The organism is Kitasatospora sp. NPDC127067 (genome assembly GCF_042724755.1).
GTDB classification, from domain to species: Bacteria; Actinomycetota; Actinomycetes; order Streptomycetales; family Streptomycetaceae; genus Kitasatospora; species Kitasatospora lactacystinica.
In genome coordinates this window covers 1-21,291 of sequence record NZ_JBHXEM010000138.1, presented here as the reverse complement: position 1 = coordinate 21,291, position 21,291 = coordinate 1, and the positions used below count along the sequence as shown (strand labels likewise).

The following is a 21,291-nucleotide window of genomic DNA, read 5'->3' as shown; positions in this document are numbered from 1 at the left end:
GGTGCGGGTAGTCGTTCACCCGCTGTTTGGCGGCCGGGATGCGCACCCGGTCCATCAGCTCCACGGCCCGGTCCCGGGCCTCCTTGCGGGAGACCTTCCGGTGCGCCCGGAACATCTCCCCCAGCTGGTAGCCGACGCTGAGCACCGGGTTCAGCGCGGAGAGCGCGTCCTGGAAGATCATCGCGATCTTCTGGCCGCGGATCCGCCGCCGCTCCTCCTTGCTCATCCTGAGCATGTCCTGGCCCCGGTAGAGGATCTCGCCGCGCGGGATCCTGGCCGGCGGCATGTCCAGGATGCCCATGACCGCCTGCGCCGTCACCGACTTGCCCGAGCCGGACTCCCCCAGCACCGCCAGCGTCTCCCCCGCCGCGACGGAGTAGTTGACGCCGTTCACGGCCCTGGCGACGCCGTCCCGGGTGACGAACTCGACGTGCAGGTCCCGCACGTCGAGCAGCGGCCCCTGGTACGGCGCCTCCTGCACGCGCCCGGTGGTGTCCACCGCTGTACTCACGATGCGCTCCCTCGCTCAGCGAAGCTTCGGATCGAGGGCGTCGCGGACCGCGTCGCCCATCATGATGAAGGCCAGCACGGTGATGGAGAGCGCCGCGGCCGGGAAGAACATCACGTACGGCGCGGTCCGGATCACCTTCTGGGCGGAGGAGATGTCGATGCCCCAGGAGATGGTCGGCTCCTGAAGACCGATGCCGAGGAAGCTCAGCGTCGCCTCGGTCGCGATGTAGCCGCCGAGCGCGATGGTCGCCACCACGATCACCGGCGCGACCGCGTTCGGCAGGATGTGCCGGAGCATCAGCCGTCCGGTCCCGGCCCCGAGGGCCCGGCCCGCCGTCACGAAGTCGGACTGTTTGACGGTCAGCACCGCGCCGCGCATGACGCGGGCGATCTGGGTCCAGCCGAGGACGGCCAGGGCGACCACCACGGTCCACACCGTGCGGACGGTGAACGCGTTCAGCAGCACCAGGGCGCCGAGCAGCAGCGGGATGCCGAAGAAGATGTCGACGATCCGGGAGACCACCGCGTCGACGACCCCACCGTAGTACCCCGCGACCATGCCGGTCAGCCCGCCGAGCAGGGTGACCGCGGCGGTCACGAAGATGCCGACGGTGATCGAGGCCCGGGCGCCGTAGACCACCCGGGCGTAGATGGACCGGCCCTGGGCGTCGTAGCCGAACCAGCCGGCGCCGAAGAAGTCCGTCCAGTCCGGCCGCCGGAGGTAGTCGTGCACCAGGTCGGCCTTGCGCGGGTTGGCGTCGGTGAAGGCCCAGGGGAAGATCGCGATGAGCACCAGCAGCACGATCAGCACGACCGAGAGCAGGAAGATCGGCCGTCGGCGCAGGTCCCGCCAGGCGTCGCCCCAGAGGCTGCGGGCCTCCTCCCGCTTCTCCACGTCGGATTCGACCAGGGTCTCCTGCTCCACCGCCATGCCCTGCTCCCCCGCGAAGTCGAGACGGGAGACACCAGGCTTGGGATGCGGTTCGTAGGAGTCCTCGTCGTGGAGGTCAGACATAGCGGATCCTCGGGTCCAGGACCGCGTAGAGCAGGTCGACCAGCAGGCTGGCGACCAGGTAGATGATCACCAGGACGGTCACGATGCCGACCACGGTCGGGCCTTCCTTCTGGTTGATCGCCCGGTACAGGACGTTGCCGATGCCCTGCACGTTGAAGATGCCCTCGGTGACGATCGCCCCGCCCATCAGCGCGCCGAGGTCGGTGCCGAGGAAGGTGACCACCGGGATGAGCGAGTTGCGCAGCAGGTGGCGGGAGATGATGGTCCGCCGGGGCAGGCCCTTGGCGGTCGCGGTCCGGATGTAGTCGGCCCGCAGGTTCTCGCCGATGGAGGTCCGGGTGAGCCGGGCGACGAACGCGAGCGAGAGCGAGCCGAGGACGACCGCCGGCAGGATCAGCTGGGAGAGGTCGTAGCTGTCCTGCACCGTCGGCGTGACCCAGCCCAGGTTGGTGGCGAACACGGTCTGCGCGATGTAGGCCAGCACGAAGACCGGGATCGAGATCACCACCAGGGTCAGGATGAGCACCAGGGTGTCCGCGATGCTGCCGCGCTTCAGCCCGGAGAGCACGCCGAAGGCGAGGCCCACGATCATCTCGAAGAGAAAGGCCATCAGCGCCAGCCGGATGGTGACCGGGAAGGCGTCCGCCATGATGTCGGAGACCGGGCGGCCGGTGAAGCTGGTTCCGAAGTCCCCCTGGAAGAGGTTCCCCATGTAGTGCAGGTACTGCTTCCAGAGCGGCTGGTCCAGGTAGTACGTGTGCTTGATGCTCGCGACCACCGACGGGTCCGCGGCCTTCTCGCCGAACAGCGCGACCACCGGGTCGCCCGGCAGCGTGTAGACCATCACGAAGATCAGCAGCGTGGTGCCGAAGAACACCGGGATCATCTGCAGCACCCGCCGCAGCACGTAACTGCCCATCCGAGCCTCCTTCCTGTGTGGCCGACCGGGCCGGGCCGGTCGGCCGGGAGACCGCGCCCCGCCCTCCGTGCGGGGAGGGCGGGGCCGGTGCGCGGGGATCAGGGTCCGGGGATCAGGGCCCGGGGATCAGCCCTTGACCTCGACCTGCGTCCAGGCCGGGTTGCCGAAGGAGTCGAACTTCACGTTCTGCACCTTGGTCGAGTAGCCCGAGTTGGTGCGGTAGTACCAGAGCGGGACGGCCGGCATGCCGCTCTGCAGCACCGCCTCGGCCTGCTGGTAGCCGGTCACCGTGTCGGCGACGCTGGCGGCCTCGTCGGCCTGGGTCGCCGCCTGGTCGAACTGCGGGCTGCTGTACCCGGTGTCGTTGGACGCGGCACCGGTGCGGTACACGTCGGCCAGGAAGTTGGCGTTCAGCGGGTAGTCCTGCACCCAGCCGGTGCGGAAGGCGCCGTTGAGCTGGTGCGCGGTGATGGCCTGGCGGGCGGTCTTGAAGTCGGGCTTCGGGTCGCCGAGGCAGTCGACGCCGGTGTTCTGGCGGATCGAGTTGCAGACCGCGTCGACCCACTCCTTGTGGCCGCCGTCCGCGTTGTAGGTGATCAGCACCTTGTTGCCGGGGACGCCACCGCCCTGCTGGATCAGCTGCTTGGCCTTGGCGGGGTCGAAGTTGCAGAAGTCCCCGCAGGTGCCGGCCTTGTAGCCCTCGACGCCCTCCGCCACCCAGGCACTGGCCGGCGCGCGGGAGCCCTGCAGCACCGTCTTGGTGATGGTCGCGCGGTCGATCGCCATCGACAGGCCCTGGCGCACCTGGGCCTTCTCCGGGGCGGCCCAGTCGGCCTGGTAGAGGGTGAAGCCGATGTTCTGGATGGCGCCCTGCGGCGCGTCCACCGCGCGGTCGCCGAGGTCGCTCTTGTAGGTGGCCAGCGCGGACGGCGGCACCTGGTCCATCACGTCCAGGTTGTTGGACTGGAGGTCGGCGTAGGCGGCCTCGGACGTGGTGTACATCTTGAAGACGATGCCGCCGTTCTTCGGCTTGTCCACTCCCTGGTAGTCCGGGAAGGTCTTGGTGACCACCTGGCTGTTGTGCGCCCAGCTGACGAACTGGTACGGGCCGTTGCCCACCGGCTTCTGCCCGTACCCGGCCGGGTCCTTGAAGAAGCCCTCGGGCAGCGGCGAGAAGGCGATGTAGCCGAGCTTGTACTCGAAGTACGAGACCTTGTGGTTCAGCTTGACGGTGAAGTGCAGGTCGTCGGTGACGGTCAGTCCGGACATCTTGTCCGAGGTGGGCTGGCCGGAGGCCGGGTGGACGTCCTGGTAGCCCTCGATGTCGGAGAACCAGGAGCTGTTGATCTGGTTGTTGGCGGGGTTGGCGCCCCAGTTCCAGGCGTCGACGAAGTTCTGGGCGTGCACCGGGGTGCCGTCGTGGAACTTCCAGCCGTCCTTCAGGGTGACGGTGAAGGTCAGCGAGTCACTGGTGTCGATCGTGTCGGCGACCTGCATCCGGATCTTGGCGTTGGTCGGGTCGTAGTCGACCAGCCCCTTGAAGAGGTTCTGGATGATGCGACCACCGCCGACCTCGTTCGCGTTGGCGGGCTGCAACGGGTTCTGCGGCTCGTTGCTCTGGTAGCTGAAGGTCTTGCTGGCGTCCGACGAGCCGCTGCCTCCTCCGCCGTTGCTGCTGCTGCTGCACCCGGTGGCCACCAGGACCACGGACGTCGCAACGGCGAGGACCCAACGAGCACGGGCGGCTTCGGGCATGGAGGTCCCTCCTCAGGGTGTGTGTCGCATCACACCCCATGAGAAGCGCGCCCCGGCGACGGCGCGAGTCAGGTGCACCCGGACGGGTGCCGTGACCCCCTGCCGAGTTGACGCGGCGCCGGATCGACGCGGCGCCAGGTCCACAGATGCCGGAAGGGCCCGTGGCGCGAACGCCACGGGCCCTTCCTGGGACCAACGGGGGAATCAGGCCGCGGCCTGCTCCCGGACCTCGGGGAAGTGGCAGGCCGACTCGTGCGCGGCCGGGCCCTTCAGCAGCGAGGGGACCGCGAGCAGCGGGACCTCCTCGGAGCACCGCTCCTCCGCCTTCCAGCAGCGGGTGCGGAAGCGGCAGCCGGACGGCGGGTTGGCCGGCGAGGGGATGTCCCCGCTGAGCACGATCCGGTCGCGGGTCTCGCGCGCCGCCGGGTCCGGCACCGGCACCGCGGAGAGCAGCGCCTGGGTGTACGGGTGGGTGGCGTTCTCGTAGATCTCCTCGTCCGAGCCGATCTCGACCATCTTGCCCAGGTACATCACGCCGACGCGGTCGGAGATGTGCCGGACGATGGAGAGGTCGTGCGCGATGAACATGTAGGAGAGGCCGAACTCGCCCTGCAGCTGCTCCAGCAGGTTGATCACCTGCGCCTGGACGGACACGTCCAGCGCGGAGACCGGCTCGTCGCAGATGATGATCTCGGGCTTGAGCGCGAGACCGCGGGCGATGCCGATGCGCTGGCGCTGACCGCCGGAGAACTGGTGCGGGTACCGGTTGATGTACTCCGGGTTCAGACCCACGACGTCCAGCAGGTCCTGGACGGCCTTGCGGCGGTCGCCCTTGGGTGCCACCTCGGGGTGGATCTCGAACGGCTCGCCGATGATGTCGCCGACCGTCATGCGCGGGTTGAGCGAGGTGTACGGGTCCTGGAACACCATCTGGATGTTCCGGCGGACGGCCTTGAGGGCCGCCCCCTGGAGCGTGGAGATGTCCTCGCCCTTGAAGAGCACCTGGCCGGAGGTGGCCCGCTCCAGGTTCATCAGCACCTTGGCCAGCGTGGACTTGCCACAGCCGGACTCGCCGACGATCCCGAGCGTCTCGCCCTTCTTCAGCTCGAAGGAGATGCCGTCGACCGCCTTGACCGCGCCGACCTGCTTCTTCAAGAGGATGCCCTGGGTCAGCGGGTAGTGCTTGACCAGGTCCTTGACCTCCAGGATGTTCTCAGCCATGGAGGGTCTCCTTCCAGAGGTGGCACGCGCTGCGGCGGCCGGTGAGCTCCTTGCCGTCCTTGTCCGTCACGTGGTGCAGCGCCGGGGTCTCGGTGCGGCACAGGTCGGTGGCGACGTCGCAGCGGGGGTTGAACGCGCAGCCGGCCGGAACCTTGAGCAGGTTCGGGGGCAGGCCCTTGATCGCGTACAGCTCCTGGCCCTTCTGGTCCAGGCGCGGGATGGAGCGGAGCAGGCCCTTGGTGTACGGGTGCGCGGGGTTCGCGTACAGGTCGTGCACCGGGGCGGTCTCCACGATCCGGCCCGCGTACATCACGGCGATCTTGTCCGCGACGTCGGCGACCACGCCGAGGTCGTGGGTGATCAGGATCAGGCCCATGTTGTACTCGGCCTGGAGCTCGGCCAGCAGGTCCATCACCTGGGCCTGGACGGTGACGTCCAGGGCGGTGGTGGGCTCGTCCGCGATGATCAGGTCCGGCTCCAGGGAGAGCGCCATCGCGATCATGATGCGCTGGCGCATGCCGCCGGAGAACTGGTGCGGGTAGTCGTTCACCCGCTGGCGGGCGGCCGGGATGCGCACCCGCTCCATCAGCTCGATGGCCTTCTCCTTGGCCTCCTTCCTGGAGGCCCCCTGGTGCACGCGGAACATCTCGCCGAGCTGGTAGCCGACGCTGAGCACCGGGTTCAGCGCGGAGAGCGCGTCCTGGAAGATCATCGCGATCTTCCGGCCGCGGATCCGGCGCCGCTCCTCGCCGCTCATCGTGAGCATGTCCTGGCCGCGGTACAGGATCTGGCCCTGGGTCACCTTGCCCGGGGGCATGTCCAGGATGCCCATGATGGTCTGCGCCGTCACGGACTTGCCGGAGCCGGACTCGCCGAGCACGGCGAGGGTCTCGCCGGCCGCGACGGAGTAGTTGACGCCGTTCACTGCCTTGGCCACGCCGTCCCGGGTGTGGAACTCCACGTGGAGGTCCTTCACCTCCAGGAGAGGAGTGCCGACTTCGAGCCGGTCATTCTTCTGGTTGTTCTCGATCACGGTGGTCATCGGGTCGTCACCTCTTCTCTCAGCGGAGCTTCGGGTCGAGGGCGTCGCGCACCGCGTCGCCGAGCATGATGAACGCCAGCACGGTAAGGCTCAGCATTCCGGCGGGGAAGAACAGGGCGAACGGTGCCGTGCGGATCACCTTCTGGGCCGAGTTGATGTCGATGCCCCAGGAGATGGTCGGGTCCTGAAGACCGATGCCGAGGAAGCTCAGCGTCGCCTCGGTGGCGATGTAGCCGCCGAGCGCGATGGTGGCGACGACGATCACCGGGGCGATCGCGTTCGGCAGGATGTGCTTGAACATGATCCGGCCGGTGCCGGCGCCGAGCGCCTTGGCCGCCGTCACGAAGTCGGCCTGCTTGACCGTGATCACCGAGCCGCGCATGACACGGGTCATCTGGGTCCAGCCCAGGGCGACCAGCGCGAAGACCACGCTCCAGACGGTGCGGTCGGTGAAGGCGTTGAGGACCACCAGCGAGCCGAGCAGCAGCGGGATGCCGAAGAAGATGTCGGTGATGCGGGAGATGATCGTGTCGACCCAGCCGCCGAAGTAGCCGGCCACCATGCCGGCGAGGCCGCCGAGGATGGTCACGCCCAGGGTGACGCAGATGCCGACCACGACCGAGGCGCGGGCGCCGTAGACGACGCGGGCGTAGATGCTGCGGCCCTGGAGGTCGTAGCCGAACCAGTCCGCCTGGAAGAAGTGGCTGTAGTTCGGCTTCGACAGGTAGTGGTTGCGCAGGTCGCCGGCCCGCGGGTCCACCGAGGTGAACAGCCCGGGGGCGATGGCGATGACGATCAGCAGCAGGATCAGCAGCGCGGAGATCACGAAGATCGGCTTGCGACGCAGGTCGTGCCAGGCGTCCGAGCCGAGGCTGCGGGCCTTCTCCTGCTTCGGCGCCGGGGCGTCCGCCGCGCGCTGGGCCGGGATGTCCCCGGCGGTCTTCTTCTCGGTCAGGTCAGGCATAACGGATCCTCGGGTCCAGGACCGCGTAAAGCAGGTCGACGATCAGGCCGGCGGCCAGGTAGACGATCACGAGGAAGGCCACGAAGCCGGAGACGGTCGCGCCCTCCTTCATGTTGATCGCTTGGTAGAGCGCGTGGCCCACGCCCTGGACGTTGAAGATGCCTTCGGTCACGATCGCGCCGCCCATCAGGGCGCCGAGGTCGGTGCCGAGGAAGGTGACCACCGGGATCATCGAGTTGCGGAGCAGGTGGGTGCCGATCACCTTGCGCCGCGGCAGGCCCTTGGCCACCGCGGTGCGCACGTAGTCGGCCTTGATGTTCTCGGCTATGGAAGTACGGGTGAGGCGCGCGACGTAGGCCAGCGAGAGCGAGCCGAGCACCACGGCCGGCAGCACCAGCTGGGTGATGTCGTTGCTGTCCTGGACGGTCGGGGTGACCCACTTCAGGTTCTGCCCGAAGACCGTCTGGAAGATGAAGCCCAGCACCGGGACCGGGATCGAGATCAGCAGCAGGGTGAGGACCAGGGCGCCCTTGTCGAACATCTTGCCGCGGCGCAGACCGGCGTACAGGCCGATGCCGATGCCGAGCACGATCTCGATGGCGAACGCGAACAGCGCCAGCCGGGTCGTGACCGGCAGCGCCTCGGTGATCTTGTCGATGACCGGGCGCTGGTCCAGACCGGTGCCGAAGTCACCGGTGAGCAGCTTGCCCATGTAGTCGAAGTACTGCTGGATCAGCGGCTTGTCGAAGCCCTGCTGGTGCTTGAGAGCGGCGAGCTGCACCGGGTCCGGTGCCTTGTCGCCCCACAGTGCTGCCACCGGGTCACCAGGCAGCAAGTGCACCATGAAAAAGATGAGTGCGGTCGTTCCGAGGAACACCGGGATCATCTGGAGCAGTCGCCTTGCGACAAAGCGCCCCATCGTGCCTCCATGTATGGCCCTGCCGAGCCCGTCAACTCGGCAAGAGAAAAGTCGGCGTGCCAACGGCCGGTGCCAGTCCTCGCCCTTGTGGGGATGGACGGGCACCGGCCGTTGTCACCGGGTCAGGCGGTGCCGACCGATTACTTCTTCTTCTTGACCTCGACGTCGGTGTAGACCGGGTCGCCGAAGGAGTTGAACTTCACGTTCTGGACGTTCTTGGAGTAGCCGGAGCTGGTCTTGTAGTACCAGAGCGGGATGGCCGGCATGTCCTTGGCCAGAACGGCCTCGGCCTGCTGGTAGAGCTCGGCGGTCTTCTCGACCGTGGTGGCGGCGTCCGCCTCCTTCGACAGCTTGTCGAACTCGGGGCTCGAGTAGCCACCGTCGTTGGCCGCGGCACCGGTGCCGTAGACGTCACGCAGGAAGTTCGCGTTCAGCGGGTAGTCCTGCACCCAGCCGGTCCGCATCATGCTCTGGACCTGCTTGTTGGTGATGATGTCGCGCGAGGTCTTGAAGTCCGGCTTCGGGTCACCGAGGCACTCGACGCCGGTCGCCTGGCGGATCGAGTTGCAGACCGCGTCCACCCACTCCTTGTGGCCACCGTCGGAGTTGTACTGGATGAGGACCTTGCCGCCGGGGACGCCGCCGCCCTCGGTGATCAGCTGCTTGGCCTTCTCCGGGTTGTACTTGCAGGCGTCGCCGCAGGTGCCGGCCTTGTAGCCCATGACGCCGGGCGCCACGAACGAGTCGGCGGGCAGGCGGTTGCCGTTGAGCACGGTCTTGGTGATCGTCTCGCGGTCGATCGCCATCGAGAGGCCCTGACGGACCTTCTCCTTGCCCTGCTCGCTCCAGCCGCCCTGGTACAGCGCGAAGCCGATGTTCTGGATGGCGCCCTGCGGCTGGTCGACCGCGCGCTTGCCCAGGTCGTCCTTGTACTTCGGCAGGTCGGTCGGGTCGACCTGGTCCAGCACGTCCAGCGTGTCGGACATCAGGTCCTTGTACGCGGCCTCGCCGGCGGTGTAGTTGCGGAAGACGACACCGCCGTTCTTCGGCTTGTCGATGCCCGTGTACTTGTCGAACGCGGCCAGGGTGATGGCCTTGTTGTGCTCCCACGAGACGAACTTGTAGGGGCCGTTGCCGACCGGCTTCTGGCCGTAGCCGGCCGGGTCGGCGAAGAAGCCCTCGGGGAGCGGGAAGAAGGCCGAGTAGCCGAGCTTGTACGTGAAGTACGAGACCGGGCTGGTCAGTTCGATCGTGAAGTGGGTGTCGTCGACGACCTTCAGGCCGGACATCTCGGTGGCGGTCGGGTCACCCTTCTCCGGGTGCACGGCGTCGTAGCCGACGATGTCCGAGAACCAGTCCGAGTTGATCTGGTTGTTCTTCGGGTTGGCCGACCAGTTCCAGGAGCCGACGAAGGACTTGGCGGTGACCGGGGTGCCGTCGTGGAAGGTCCAGCCGGACTTCAGCGTGACGGTGTAGTTCTTGGCGTCCGTGGTCTCGATCTTGTCGGCCACCTGGTTGCGCAGGGCACCGGTCGCGGGGTCGTAGTCGACGAGGCCCTTGAAGAGCTGCTTGACGATACGGCCGCCCTGGTTCTCCATGGCGTTCGCCGGCTGGAGCGGGCGCTGCGGCTCCGCGCTCTGGTAGCTGAAGCTGGCCCCGGGGTCGACCGCAGCGCTGTCGGAGCTACCCCCGGAGGAGTCGCTGCTGCTGCACGCAGTCGCAGCGAGGGCGACAGCAACAGCTGCGACAACCCACTTGGCCTGGCTCGCACCGCGCATCGGTGTGCCTCCTGAATTCGACGTTGCAACGAGGAGGGCACTGCGGAACGGTGATCACCGGGCCCGCTGTGCCGTCCGCGCTCGTGGTTTCGGCGCGCACCCCTGCGCGTTCACCCTTGACCCGAGCCTGACTGCACCCACTATCCGTCACGCACGGACACGAAAGTGACCAGTGACGATCTCAATTAGGTCACATGAACAGTCGGTAAGTTTCGAAAACCGGACATTTGAGACATAGCCAGACAGGCACCAAACGGACAGTCGTCACGGATGACGAACTGTCACGTCCGCTCAGCGGACACTCGGCGGTGATGAGCGCTATTCCGTGAATAGCGGCCCCGACAACTTGGAGTAGTTGAAAAAGTTCGCCCCCCTCTCCATGGGAAAGGGGGGCGAATCATTCCGGCCAATGGCCGTTCAGTGCGTCCGGATCACGCCTTCTTGGCGCGCGAGGCAGTGCGTCCGCGGTCCTTCTGGTCAAGGACGACCTTACGGATGCGAACCGTCTCCGGGGTCACCTCGATGCACTCGTCCTCGCGGCAGAACTCCAGCGACTGCTCCAGCGAGAGCTTGCGCGGCGGGACGATCGACTCGGCCACGTCGGCGTTCGCCGAGCGCATGTTGGTGAGCTTCTTCTCCTTGGTGATGTTCACGTCCATGTCGTCGGCACGCGAGTTCTCACCGACGATCATGCCCTCGTACACCTCGGTGCCCGGCTCGCAGAAGAGCACGCCGCGCTCCTGCAGGTTGGTCATCGCGAAGGCGGTGACCACGCCGGCCCGGTCGGCGACCAGCGAGCCGTTGTTGCGGGTGGTCAGGTTGCCGAACCACGGCTCGTGACCCTCGTGGATCGAGTGGGCGATGCCGGTGCCGCGGGTGTTGGTGAGGAACTCGGTACGGAAGCCGATCAGGCCGCGGGACGGCACGACGAACTCCATCCGGACCCAGCCCGAGCCGTGGTTGGACATGTTGTCCATCCGGCCCTTGCGGATGCCCATGAGCTGCGTGACCGCGCCCATGTGCTCCTCGGGCACGTCCACCGTGAGGCGCTCGACCGGCTCGTGGGTCTTGCCGTTGACCTCCTTGGTGACCACCTGCGGCTTGCCGACGGTCAGCTCGAAGCCCTCGCGACGCATGGTCTCGATCAGGATGGCCAGCGCCAGCTCACCGCGGCCCTGCACCTCCCAGGCGTCCGGACGCTCGGTGTCCAGGACGCGCAGCGAGACGTTACCGATCAGCTCGCGGTCCAGGCGGTCCTTCACCTGGCGGGCGGTGACCTTGCGGTCCACCTTGCCGGCCGCCTTGGCGTCCGCGCCCTTGCCGCTGCCACCACGGCCGACCAGCGGGGAGGTGTTGGTGCCGATGGTCATCGAGATGGCCGGCTCGTCCACCGTGATCAGCGGCAGCGCGATCGGGTTCTCCGGGTCGGCCAGGGTCTCGCCGATCATGATCTCGCCGATGCCGGCGACGGCGCAGATGTCACCGGGGCCCGCCACCTCGGCCGGCTTGCGGGTGAGCGCCTCGGTCATCAGCAGCTCGGAGATGCGGACGTTCTGGATCGAGCCGTCACGCTTGATCCAGGCCACGGTCTGGCCCTTGCGCAGCTCGCCCTGCTCGACGCGGAGCAGCGCGATGCGGCCGAGGAAGTTGTCGGCGTCCAGGTTGGTGACGTGGGCCTGGAGCGGCGCGGCCTCGTCGTAGCTGGGGGCCGGGACGTGCTCCAGCAGGGTGGAGAAGAACGGCTCCAGGCTGGTGCTGTCGGCCGGGACGGTGCCGTTCTCCGGCTTGGTCAGCGAGGCGACGCCGTCACGGGCACAGGCGTAGACGATCGGGAACTCGATCTGGTCCTCGTCCGCGTCCAGGTCCAGGAACAGGTCGTAGGTCTCGTTGATGACCTCGTCGATCCGGGAGTCCGGACGGTCGGTCTTGTTGATGCAGAGGATGACGGGCAGGCGGGCCGTGAGCGCCTTGCGGAGCACGAAGCGGGTCTGCGGCAGCGGGCCTTCGGAGGCGTCGACCAGCAGGACGACCGCGTCCACCATCGACAGACCGCGCTCGACCTCGCCACCGAAGTCGGCGTGGCCCGGGGTGTCGATGATGTTGATGGTGATCGGCGCGCCACCATCCTTGGGGTGGTACTTGACCGCGGTGTTCTTCGCGAGAATGGTGATGCCCTTCTCGCGCTCCAGGTCGTTGGAGTCCATCATCCGGTCATCGAGGTGCTGGTGGGCGGCGAAGGCGCCGGCCTGCTTGAGCATGGCGTCGACCAGCGTGGTCTTGCCGTGGTCGACGTGGGCGACGATGGCGACGTTACGGATGTCGTTGCGCGTGGGCATGCCTAGCGGATTCTCCCGGAATCGTGGGTTACGGCGCCCGGCCGCGAGACGCGCACTTGCGACCCCTTCGGTCGCCGCCACCCGTTCCGCCTGCTACTACCGGTCCACCCGCCGGGCATATCGACATGCCTCGGCTTCCTCCTATCGTACGGGGAAGCGCCCAGGTGAGCAGAAACGGGCAGGTCGCACGGGATCAAGATCACAGGTGGGTCACACGCCCTTCACCCCGCGGCCCGCCTCCGACACGCTTCCGTTCGTGATCCAACACCTCCGGGCCTCGCTGCCCTGGCTGTTCCGCGCCGTCGGCGCCGTGCTCCTGTACCTGGCGGTCCTCCACGACCTGCCGGGCCCAACCGCTCTCGGCTGCGTGATCGGCTTCCTGGTGGGCCAGGAGCCGCTGTCCGACCTCTGGTTCCTGCTCACCCATCGGCTCTGCGGCGGGTGGCTGTACAGCGCCTCGTACGGCAGGGGCCGGACCCTGTGGAGCGGCTCGGTCGCCGGGGTGCCCGTCGAACTGGGGCTGCGGCCGACGAGCGGATTCCTGTTCCCCTGGGGCCTGCTGCCGGTCCGCGCGCCCCGGCTGCGGGTGTGGCTCGTCTCGGTCGCACGGTTCGGAGTCCACGCGGGGCTCGGGGCCTGGCTGGCGGCCTCCGCCACGGAACTGCCCCGGGGCATCGGCCTCGGGCTGCTGTTCTCCCTCGCCATGACCGCGGTAACCTCCGCGACGAGCCCGGTCAACTCCCTCTGGGCCGTGTTCGTCATGCCCTTCCGGCCGGGATCCGTGACGATCGACGCCGAGTCGCCGAGCGCCGTCGAGGCCGAGCGGTTCCTGGTCCGGGGCCGGATCTCCGAGGCGCGCCGCGAGCTGGGCAAGGACACACCCATGGTCCTCACCGCTGCCGGGATCGCGCTGGCCGAGGGCCACTACGAGGAGGCCGAGCGGCTCGCCGACGAGGCCTTCGAGCGGGGCCACACGCCCGCCGACTCGGCCGTGGCCTTCATCGCCGCCATGACCTTCGTGGGCCGCGTCGACGCCGGGGAGCACTCCCCCGCGCGGGCCGGAGCACTGCTGGAGCCGTATCTCGTCCGACTGGGCGTCCACGACCGGACGCTCGCCCGCGACTTCCTCCCGGCAGCCGAGCTCGCCCGGTTCCAGAACGATCCGCAGGCCGCCGTCCGCATGGCCCGCCGTCTGTCGAACACGGTCGGCTCCCGCTTCCACCGGTCCCTGGCCTGCTGCTCCCTCGCCGCCGCCCTCATCGCGGCCGGGCGGCCGGAGGAGGCCCGCGAGGCGCTCGCCCGGGCCCGCCGGGAGTGCCCCGAACTGGCCCGGATCGCCGACGTCGAACGCATGCTGGAGCCGGTGGAGGCGGCCCGGTGAGTGTCCCGATCGTCCTGGTGCGCGGCACCCGGGAGCTCTAGCCGAGCAGGCCCACGTCCTGGAAGCGCGGCCACCCGTAGCCGTACGCGCCCGCGCCGGCCACCCCGGTCCGGACCCCGACCAGCTCCGGCCGCTGGTAGAGCGGCACCGAGTGGCCGAGCTGCCAGATCCGCACGTCCGCCTCCTGGAGCAGGCCCAGCCGGGCCGCCGGGTCCGGTTCGGCGGCCGCCCGGTCGAACAGCCGGTCGATCTCCTCCGTGCCGCTGCGGCCGAAGTTGCCGCCCGGCTCGGGCACGCCGTCCAGGCCCGGCCGGGGCTTGGCGTAGACGGAACGCTGTTCGACCGCCGGGCTGGGGCCGGCCGGCCAGGAGAGGAGCGCGAGGTCGTAGTCCCCGGCCGCCAGGTGCTCCCCGACGAAGGACTCGGCGGGCGCGGGCACCCGCTGCACCGCGATCCCGGACTCCCCGAGCTCTGCGATGAGCGCGTCGGCGGTGCGCTCGGCGGTCGCCGAACCGGCCGGGACGAGCAGCGAGAGGGCGAGCGGCTTGCCGCCCTTGGCCCGGGTGCCCCCGCCGGCGGGCCGCATCCAGCCCGCCTCGTCCAGCAGCAGGCCCGGGTCCGCCGGACCGGCCGCGTCGCTGTTGTCCCGGTAGCCCTGCTGGTCGCCCGCGAACAGGTGGCTGCCCAGCGGGGCGGCGGGCAGGCCGAGCGGGGTGAGCGCGGCGTCGGCGATCCGCCGCCGGTCGACGGCCCGGGTGAGGGCGCGGCGCACCAGCGGGTCGGTCAGCGGGCCGCGCGCCGCGTTGAGGGTGAGCTGGGTGAGCGAGGCCGCGGCGGCCCGGTGCACGGTGACGCCGGGCAGCGATTCGGCCCGCCGGAGCGCCAGTGCCGCGGCCTCGGGCGCGGCCGCGGGCGGCGGCGCGGCGGAGGCTGACGCGGAGGCGGAGGCGGAGGCAGGAGCGGAGGCAGGAGCGGAGGCAGGAGCGGAGGCGGAAGGCGCGGGAGGGGCGGCCGGCGCCGCCCGGTCCACCGCCGCGGTGAGCGGGGCGATGTCCAGGCGCTCCTGGTCCAGCGCGTCCAGCCGCTGCTCGGGCCGCACGGCGAGGAAGTCGATCCGGTCTGCCTTCGGCGGATCACCCCACCAGAGCGGGCTGCGCACCAGTGTGACCGTCCCGCCCTCGGCGTCGTACCGGGAGAGGGTGAACGGGCCGGCGCTCGGCCGGCCGCCGTCGGCCGGCGGCCGGGTGGAGGCGGCCGGGCCGGCCGTCTCGGCGGCCGGGTAGAGCGGGCCGAACAGTGCGCGCCACTCCGCGTACGGCCGCCGGAAGGTCACCCGCACCTCGTGCGGGTCGGCGCCCTGGGCGACCGAGTCGATGGCGTCGTACCCGGCCGCCTTCCCGCTCCGGCGGGCCGGGTCCGGGCCGGACAGCGCGGTCCGCTGGGCGTCGAGGTCGGCGGCCGAGATCGGGGTGCCGTCGCTCCAGACGGCGCGCGGGTTGAGCCGGTAGGTCACCACCTGCGGCTGCTCCCCGGGCGGGGTGGAGTCGAAGCCCGCCAGGTAGTCGGGGTCGGGGACGAGCCGGCCGTGCTCGTCCGGCCGGAACAGCGAGGGGTACAGCGCGTGGGCGAGCAGCGCCGAGTCGGCGGTCGCCGCGCCCTGGTAGACGTTCAGCGTGGTCGGGACGCCGTCCACGGCCCAGCGCAGCGTGCCGCCGTCCTGGACGGCGGCACGGTCGGCGGGCCCGACGTCCCCGGTGGTGGCGGTGGGATCGGCCGGGGCGGGCACGGGGGCGGGGGCACGGGGGCCCGGGTCGTCGGAGCAGCCGCCGAGACCGGCGGAGAGCAGCAGCGCGGCGGCTGCGGCGGTGAGCTGGCGGACGCGCATGGCGGCCATCGAACGCCGCCGCGGGCGCCCGGGTCGCGCCGACACGGCGGGCCGCCGGGCGACTGCACCCGTCCGGCCCACCGTTGCGGGCGGCTACAGGGCCAGCTCGAACCAGACGATCTTGCCCTTGGGCGTGCGCCGGCTGCCCCAGCGCTCGGCCAGCAGGCTGACCAGTTGCAGGCCGCGCCCGCCCTCGTCGGTCTCCTGGGCGCGCCGCTGCCGGGGCTGCGCGTAGCCGTCGTCCCAGACCTCGCAGACCAGGCTGCGCTCGCGCAGCAGCCTCAGCCGGATCTCGCCCCGCCCGTGCTTGAGCGCGTTGGTGACCAGCTCGCTGACCAGCAGCTCGGTGGTGTCGACCAGCTCGTCCAGCCCCCGGGCGAGCAGCCAGCTGCACGCCAGCTCCCGGGCCTTGGCCACCGAGGTGGGCTCGGGCGGCAGGAACCAGTTGCCGACGGCGTCGTCGGGGAAGGCGTGCACCTTGGCCATCAGCAGGGCGATGTCGTCCTCGCCGTGGTGCGGGTTGAGCTCCCCGAGCACGTGGTCGCAGAGGTCCTCCAGCCCCTTGCCCTCGTCGGAGAGCGCGGAGCGGAAGGCCCGCAGGCCCTCGTCCAGCTGGTGCTTGCGACTCTCCACCAGGCCGTCGGTGTAGAGGCCGAAGACGGCGCCGTCCGGGAGGTCGATCTCGACCTCCTCGAAGGGCTCGCCGCCGACGCCGAGCGGCAGGCCGGGCGGTACGTCGAGCATCCGGGCGCCCTCGCCGGGGCTGAGCAGGACGGGCGGCAGGTGGCCGGCGTTGGCGATCCAGCAGCGCCGGCTGACGGCGTCGAAGACCGCGTAGACGCAGGTCGCCAGGTAGACCTCGCGGGCCTCCTCGTCGGCGGTCGAGGTGAGCCGGCCGTACGGGGTGGGCGGGCCGACCGGCACCGAGTCGTCGCCGAGGCCGCGGGCGATCTCGTCCAGGGCGGTGAGCACCTCGCCCGGCTCCAGGTCGAGCATGGCCAGGGTGCGGACGGCGGTGCGCAGTTGGCCCATGGCGACGGCGGCGCGCAGGCCGCGGCCCATCACGTCGCCGATGACCAGCGCGGTGCGGTTGCCGGGCAGCGGGATGACGTCGAACCAGTCGCCGCCGACCTCGGTGTTGTTGTTGCTGGGCAGGTAGCGGCAGGCGATCTCCAGGCCGCTGGCGGCCGGGTTGCCCGGGGGCAGCAGGCTGCGCTGGAGGATCAGCGCCCGCTCGTGCTCGCGCCGGTAGAGCCGGGCGTTGTCGATGCAGACGGCGGCGCGGGCGACGAGTTCCTCGGCGATCGCGACGTCGCGGGCGTCGAAGGGCTCGCTGCCGATCGCCCGGGAGAGCTGGACGAGGCCGAGCACCTGGTCGCGGGCGACCAGCGGGACGATCAGGGTGGAGCGCAGCAGCGGGTCGCGCCCGGGCTCGGGGACGACGCTGCGGCCGGTGCGCAGCGCCCGGGCGTGCGGGGAGCGGCGGGGGTAACAGAGGGTGCCGCCGGCCTCGGCGATCGGCAGGCCGGTCACCGAGCCGAGCACCGAGGAGGCGCCGCCGACCACGCTGGAGACGGCGACCCGGCGCAGTTCGCCGCTGCCGTCGGTGAGCACGGTGTCGCCGAGCCGGCCGGCGCTGGGCACGGTCTCGCCGGAGAGCAGCGCGGTGTAGAGGTCGACGGTGGCGAGGTCGCAGAACGGCGGGACGACGACGTCCAGCAGTTCCTTGGCGGTGGTCTCCAGGTCGAGCGTCGAGCCGATGTGCGCGCTGGCCTCGTTGAGCAGGGCCAGGTTGCGGCGCACGCCGTCGGCCTCGCGCTCGGCGACGTGCCGGCTGGTGACGTCGGAGACCTGCCCGGCGACGCCCATGGTCTGCCCGGCGGAACCGTTCAGGCGGTACAGCGAGACGGCCCAGAGCCGGTTGCCCTCGCGGGTCGGGACGGCGCCGTGGAAGCGCAGGTCGAAGACGGGCTCGCCGGTGGCCAGGACCTTGCGCAGGGCGGCGGAGAGCCGGTCGGCCTCGGACGGCGGGAAGAGGTCGTGCGGGGTGAGGCCCTCCAGGTCGGTGGGGACCAGGCCCATGCCGGAGGCGAAGGCGTCGTTGACCCGCTGCAGCCGCAGCCGGTCGTCGAACAGCACGAAGCCGGTGGGGGTCTGCCCGAAGACGGCCTCGGAGGCGGCCAGGTCGGTCTCGATCCGGCGCAGCCGTCCGAGGTCGACGGCCAGGCAGGTGGCGCCCGCGGTGGGCAGGGAGCTGTCGGGCATCAGGTAGAGCTCGGCGAGGCCCTCGCCGCCGTCGGCGTCCCGGTACGGGGTGGTGCCGACCCATTCCTCGCCCGCCAGGGTGCGCTCCAGCCGGGCCCGGCCGCGCTGCCAGAGCTCGCGGGGGACGAAGGTGGAGATCGGGTCGGCGCCGACGGCCTCGGCGGCCGGGACCCCGAAGAACTCGGCGGCGCGCTCGCTCCACTGGCTGATCCGCCCGTCGGGGCCGATCGCGAAGGTGGCGACCCGGATGTAGTCGTAGATCGAGCCGGGGTCGCCCGCGCCCCAGGGCCGGCCCTCGGCGACGGGGTGGTGGCCGCGGCCGGCGGGCGCGCCGTCCGGTACGGGCAGGTGCGAGGAGCCGGCCTGCCCGGGTACAGCGGCATGACCGCTGCTCCTCGGCGACACGCTCCGCGCCGGAGTGCTGTTCAACGGACCGACCCCTCCAACCCGCGACCGTCCGGATGTCGAGAAGACCGAGTATTCATCATCGAGGGGTACGTTCACACGCCCTCAACATCACAACATCAGATCGGGCGAAGGTTTTTGTCCTACCGCCCGCGCAACCACAATGCCACGCCCGCGCCCCCTTCCGGAGCGCGCGCTCCCCCTGAGCGCCCGATGGCATATGCGGCACCCCCTCCTCGCTGTTCGCTCCGCTCACGATCCGTCCGGCTCATTACCCGGCAGCGCCTGCTCGAACCAGACCACCTTGCCGATCCCCTCGGCCCGGGCGCCCCAGTGCAGGGCCAGCCGGTGGACCAGCTCCAGACCGCGCCCGCCCTCGTCGGCCTCGGCGGCGTGCCGCTCCTGGGGCGGGTCGGGCAGCGGATCGGAGATCTCGACCAGCAGCGTCTCGCCGAGCGTCAGCCGCACCCCGATGGGGGCGCTGGCGTACCGGACGGCGTTCGTCACCAGCTCGCTGACCAGCAGCTCGGCGATGTCGGTGAGCTCCTCGACGCCCCACTCGGCGAGCGTGGCGCGGACCAGTCGGCGCGCCCGGGAGACGGCGGTGGGCTCGGCGGGCAGGGTCCAGCCCGCCGTCGGGGTGCCGGCCTGGCCGTGGCCGAGCCGGGCCAGCAGCAGCGCGACGTCGTCCGGCTCCCGGCCCTGCTCCATGGTGTCCAGCACCGCCTCGCAGGCGGCCTGGATGGAGGCGTGCGGCTCCTGGAGCACCGTGATCAGCCGGCCGAGGCCGACGTCCAGGTCCTTGTCCCGGGACTCGACCAGGCCGTCGGTGCACAGCGCCAGCAGGCTGCCCTCGGGGATCTTCAGTTCGACCGATTCGAACGGAACTCCGCCCACTCCGAGCGGGGCGCCGGAGGGCAGGTCGAGGATGCGGCCGGCGCCGCCGCGCAGCGGGCCGCCGTTGCGGGTCGGCTCCGGGGCGGCCTCGCCGGGCACCACCAGCACCGGCGGGATGTGCCCGGCCTTGGCGACGGTGAGCCGGGCCGTCGTCGGGTCGAAGACCGCGTAGACGCAGGTGGCCAGCAGCGCCTCGTCCGGGCCCTGGGCGAGGTCGTCGGCCAGCTCGTGGACGTGCCGCAGCAGGACGTCCGGCGGCAGGTCGAGGGCGGCCAGCACCCGGACGGCGGTGCGCAGCCGTCCCATGGTGGCGGCGGCCCGCAGGCCGTGGCCCATCACGTCGCCGACCACCAGCGCGGTGCGGTCGCCGGGCAGCGGGATGACGTCGAACCAGTCGCCGCCGACCTCGGTGCCGCTGCTGCCGGGCACGTACCGGTAGGCGACCTCGACGCCGGTGGGCTGCGGGACCTGCTGCGGGAGCAGGGTCCGCTGGAGGGTGAGCGCGGCGGTGCGTTCGCGGGCGTAGAGGCGGGCGTTGTCCAGCGAGCTGCCGGCCCGGTCGGCCAGCTCGACGGTGAAGGCCAGGTCGTCCCGGTCGAAGCCCTCGCGGTAGCCGGACCGGCTGACCAGCAGCAGGCCGATCACGATGCCCCGGGCGCGCAGCGGCACGACCAGCATCGAGTGCACGCCGAGGTCCCGGGCGGCCTGCATCTTCGGGTCGCCGGGGTAGGTCACCTCGTCCAGCTGGTCGGCGCCGGACAGCGGCTCGGGCACGCCGGTGCGCAGCACCCGGCCGCAGACGGAGTCCTCGGCGAAGGTGATCCGGGCGCCGCGGCGCAGCATCACGTCCACCTCGGGGCCGTCCTGGACGGAGGCGGTGCCGAGCTGGAGCAGCGAGGTGCGCCGGTCGTGGCCGTGCCGGGGCAGGTCGTCGCCGTGCGCGACGGCCTGGAGCAGGATCACCGCCGAGTGGTCGGCCAGCCGGGGGACGACCGAGCCGGCCAGCTCCTGGGCGATCCGGGAGGCGTCCAGGAGGTCGCCGACCCGGGAGCCGAACTCGTTGAGCAGCGAGAGCCGGCGCCGGGCGTGCTCGACCTTGGCGACCGCCCGGTAGCGCTCGGTCACGTCCATCACGGTGCCGGAGATGCCGAGCACCCGGCCGGAACGGTCGGTCATCCGGCTGTAGGAGATCGAGCGGTAGCCGGCCCGGGTGGTGACCGGGGAGGCCAGGGTGACGTCGATGACCGGCTCGCCGGTGGCCAGCACCTGGCGCTGGATGGCGGTGATCTCGTCGGCGGCCCGCTCCGGCAGGGTCTCGCCGGTGGTGCGGCCGACGTGGTCGTCCAGGGCGACGCCGTTCATCTCGGCGAGGGTCTGGTTGACGGCGGTGTAGCGCAGGTCGGTGTCCATGATGGCGATGCCCAGCGGGGACTGCTCGAACAGCGCGTCGCGCACCGCGAGGTCCCGCTCGACGGCCTGGACGGCGGCCGCCTCGGCCATGTTGACCTGGAGGAACGGGGTGCCGTCGCCGTCCACCAGGAGGGAGATCCGGGCGTCCACGGCGACCGGGGAGCCGTCCCGGTCGCGCAGCTCGGCGGGGCCGGCCCAGCGGCCGTGCCGCAGGGTGTCCTGGATCGCGCGCCGGATCCGGGCGACCTGCTCCCGGTCGGGGATCAGCTCGTCGATCCGGCGGCCGACCAGCAGCTCGTTCGGCCAGCCGAGCAGTTCCTCGGCGGCCGGGCTCCAGAGCACCACCCGGCCCGCGGTGTCCAGGATCGCGATGGCGACCTTGAGCATGTCCAGCAGGCTGCCCTCGGCGGGCGCGCCCGGGCCGCCGGGACCCCCCGTGCCGGCCGGACCGCCCGGGGCGTCGGCGGGCCCGCCGGGGAACGGCCGGCCGGGACGGCCGCGCAGATCGGACCTAGGTCCGCAGGGCGGCGACCGCCTGGGCCGGCGGGCGATCGCCCCACAGGGCGTCGACCAGGTCCTGGGTGGTGAC

At 70.9% G+C, this 21,291-nt stretch carries 14 protein-coding genes; 1 reads left to right on the top strand and 13 read right to left on the bottom strand.

Going from position 1 to position 21,291, the window contains the following annotated elements; genetic code table 11:
* From ACFWJ4_RS35205 to typA, 10 genes are all read right to left on the bottom strand, one after another.
* Positions 1–511, bottom strand: a 511-nt coding sequence (locus ACFWJ4_RS35205) for an ATP-binding cassette domain-containing protein (protein WP_380551707.1), incomplete at its 3' end; no start/stop codon positions are given.
* A gap of 15 nt (positions 512–526) precedes the next feature.
* The gene (locus ACFWJ4_RS35200; protein ID WP_380551709.1) at positions 527–1,441 is read right to left on the bottom strand and encodes an ABC transporter permease; all 915 of its coding nucleotides are present in this window, start codon (positions 1,439–1,441) and stop codon (positions 527–529) included.
* A gap of 76 nt (positions 1,442–1,517) precedes the next feature.
* Positions 1,518–2,444: an ABC transporter permease gene (locus ACFWJ4_RS35195; protein WP_380551704.1), complete on the bottom strand. Its 927-nt coding sequence runs from the start codon at positions 2,442–2,444 to the stop codon at positions 1,518–1,520.
* 126 nt (positions 2,445–2,570) lie between these two features.
* Positions 2,571–4,199 (bottom strand): ABC transporter substrate-binding protein, encoded by a 1,629-nt coding sequence (locus ACFWJ4_RS35190; RefSeq protein ID WP_380551701.1) that lies wholly within the window; start codon positions 4,197–4,199, stop codon positions 2,571–2,573.
* A 204-nt stretch (positions 4,200–4,403) separates the two neighbouring features.
* The gene (locus ACFWJ4_RS35185; protein ID WP_359899565.1) at positions 4,404–5,420 is read right to left on the bottom strand and encodes a dipeptide ABC transporter ATP-binding protein; all 1,017 of its coding nucleotides are present in this window, start codon (positions 5,418–5,420) and stop codon (positions 4,404–4,406) included.
* Entirely contained in the window at positions 5,413–6,462 is a 1,050-nt protein-coding gene (locus ACFWJ4_RS35180) for an ABC transporter ATP-binding protein (protein ID WP_380551698.1), read from the bottom strand. The genes ACFWJ4_RS35185 and ACFWJ4_RS35180 overlap by 8 nt, the downstream gene beginning before the upstream one ends.
* A 19-nt stretch (positions 6,463–6,481) precedes the next feature.
* Positions 6,482–7,426 (bottom strand): ABC transporter permease, encoded by a 945-nt coding sequence (locus ACFWJ4_RS35175; RefSeq protein WP_380551695.1) that lies wholly within the window; start codon positions 7,424–7,426, stop codon positions 6,482–6,484.
* Positions 7,419–8,345 (bottom strand): ABC transporter permease, encoded by a 927-nt coding sequence (locus tag ACFWJ4_RS35170; RefSeq protein WP_380551692.1) that lies wholly within the window; start codon positions 8,343–8,345, stop codon positions 7,419–7,421. Before ACFWJ4_RS35170 ends, ACFWJ4_RS35175 begins: the two co-directional genes overlap by 8 nt.
* Positions 8,346–8,485: 140 nt before the next feature.
* On the bottom strand, positions 8,486–10,123 hold the full coding sequence (locus ACFWJ4_RS35165; RefSeq protein WP_380551689.1) for an ABC transporter substrate-binding protein: 1,638 nt from the start codon (positions 10,121–10,123) through the stop codon (positions 8,486–8,488).
* Positions 10,124–10,554: 431 nt separating this feature from the next.
* Complete coding sequence (gene typA, locus ACFWJ4_RS35160; RefSeq protein WP_359899557.1) at positions 10,555–12,459, bottom strand: translational GTPase TypA; 1,905 nt, start codon at positions 12,457–12,459, stop codon at positions 10,555–10,557.
* Positions 12,460–12,715: 256 nt separating this feature from the next.
* On the opposite strand from typA, the gene ACFWJ4_RS35155 reads away from it, so the two are divergent.
* Entirely contained in the window at positions 12,716–13,840 is a 1,125-nt protein-coding gene (locus ACFWJ4_RS35155) for a hypothetical protein (RefSeq protein ID WP_380551686.1), read from the top strand.
* Positions 13,841–13,877: 37 nt separating this feature from the next.
* Here ACFWJ4_RS35155 and ACFWJ4_RS35150 read toward each other — a convergent pair whose 3' ends face one another.
* The 3 genes from ACFWJ4_RS35150 to ACFWJ4_RS35140 form a co-directional block, all read right to left on the bottom strand.
* Entirely contained in the window at positions 13,878–15,725 is a 1,848-nt protein-coding gene (locus tag ACFWJ4_RS35150; protein ID WP_380551683.1) for an ABC transporter family substrate-binding protein, read from the bottom strand.
* Positions 15,726–15,818: 93 nt separating this feature from the next.
* Positions 15,819–18,419: a SpoIIE family protein phosphatase gene (locus tag ACFWJ4_RS35145; RefSeq protein ID WP_380551680.1), complete on the bottom strand. Its 2,601-nt coding sequence runs from the start codon at positions 18,417–18,419 to the stop codon at positions 15,819–15,821.
* A gap of 228 nt (positions 18,420–18,647) precedes the next feature.
* Positions 18,648–21,089, bottom strand: coding sequence for a SpoIIE family protein phosphatase (locus tag ACFWJ4_RS35140; RefSeq protein WP_380551677.1), 2,442 nt, complete (start codon positions 21,087–21,089; stop codon positions 18,648–18,650).
* Positions 21,090–21,291: the final 202 nt, after the last annotated feature.

Excerpts from the sequence above, each read along its gene's own strand:
- ACFWJ4_RS35150 (WP_380551683.1), bottom strand. The coding sequence starts at position 15,725 with ATGCGCGTCCGCCAGCTCACCGCCGCAGCCGCCGCGCTGCTGCTCTCC.
- ACFWJ4_RS35185 (WP_359899565.1), bottom strand. The coding sequence starts at position 5,420 with ATGGCTGAGAACATCCTGGAGGTCAAGGACCTGGTCAAGCACTACCCG.
- ACFWJ4_RS35175 (WP_380551695.1), bottom strand. The coding sequence starts at position 7,426 with ATGCCTGACCTGACCGAGAAGAAGACCGCCGGGGACATCCCGGCCCAG.
- typA (WP_359899557.1), bottom strand. The coding sequence starts at position 12,459 with ATGCCCACGCGCAACGACATCCGTAACGTCGCCATCGTCGCCCACGTC.
- ACFWJ4_RS35195 (WP_380551704.1), bottom strand. The coding sequence starts at position 2,444 with ATGGGCAGTTACGTGCTGCGGCGGGTGCTGCAGATGATCCCGGTGTTC.
- ACFWJ4_RS35170 (WP_380551692.1), bottom strand. The coding sequence starts at position 8,345 with ATGGGGCGCTTTGTCGCAAGGCGACTGCTCCAGATGATCCCGGTGTTC.
- ACFWJ4_RS35200 (WP_380551709.1), bottom strand. The coding sequence starts at position 1,441 with ATGGCGGTGGAGCAGGAGACCCTGGTCGAATCCGACGTGGAGAAGCGG.
- ACFWJ4_RS35140 (WP_380551677.1), bottom strand. The coding sequence starts at position 21,089 with ATGCTCAAGGTCGCCATCGCGATCCTGGACACCGCGGGCCGGGTGGTG.
- ACFWJ4_RS35165 (WP_380551689.1), bottom strand. The coding sequence starts at position 10,123 with ATGCGCGGTGCGAGCCAGGCCAAGTGGGTTGTCGCAGCTGTTGCTGTC.
- ACFWJ4_RS35190 (WP_380551701.1), bottom strand. The coding sequence starts at position 4,199 with ATGCCCGAAGCCGCCCGTGCTCGTTGGGTCCTCGCCGTTGCGACGTCC.
- ACFWJ4_RS35180 (WP_380551698.1), bottom strand. The coding sequence starts at position 6,462 with ATGACCACCGTGATCGAGAACAACCAGAAGAATGACCGGCTCGAAGTC.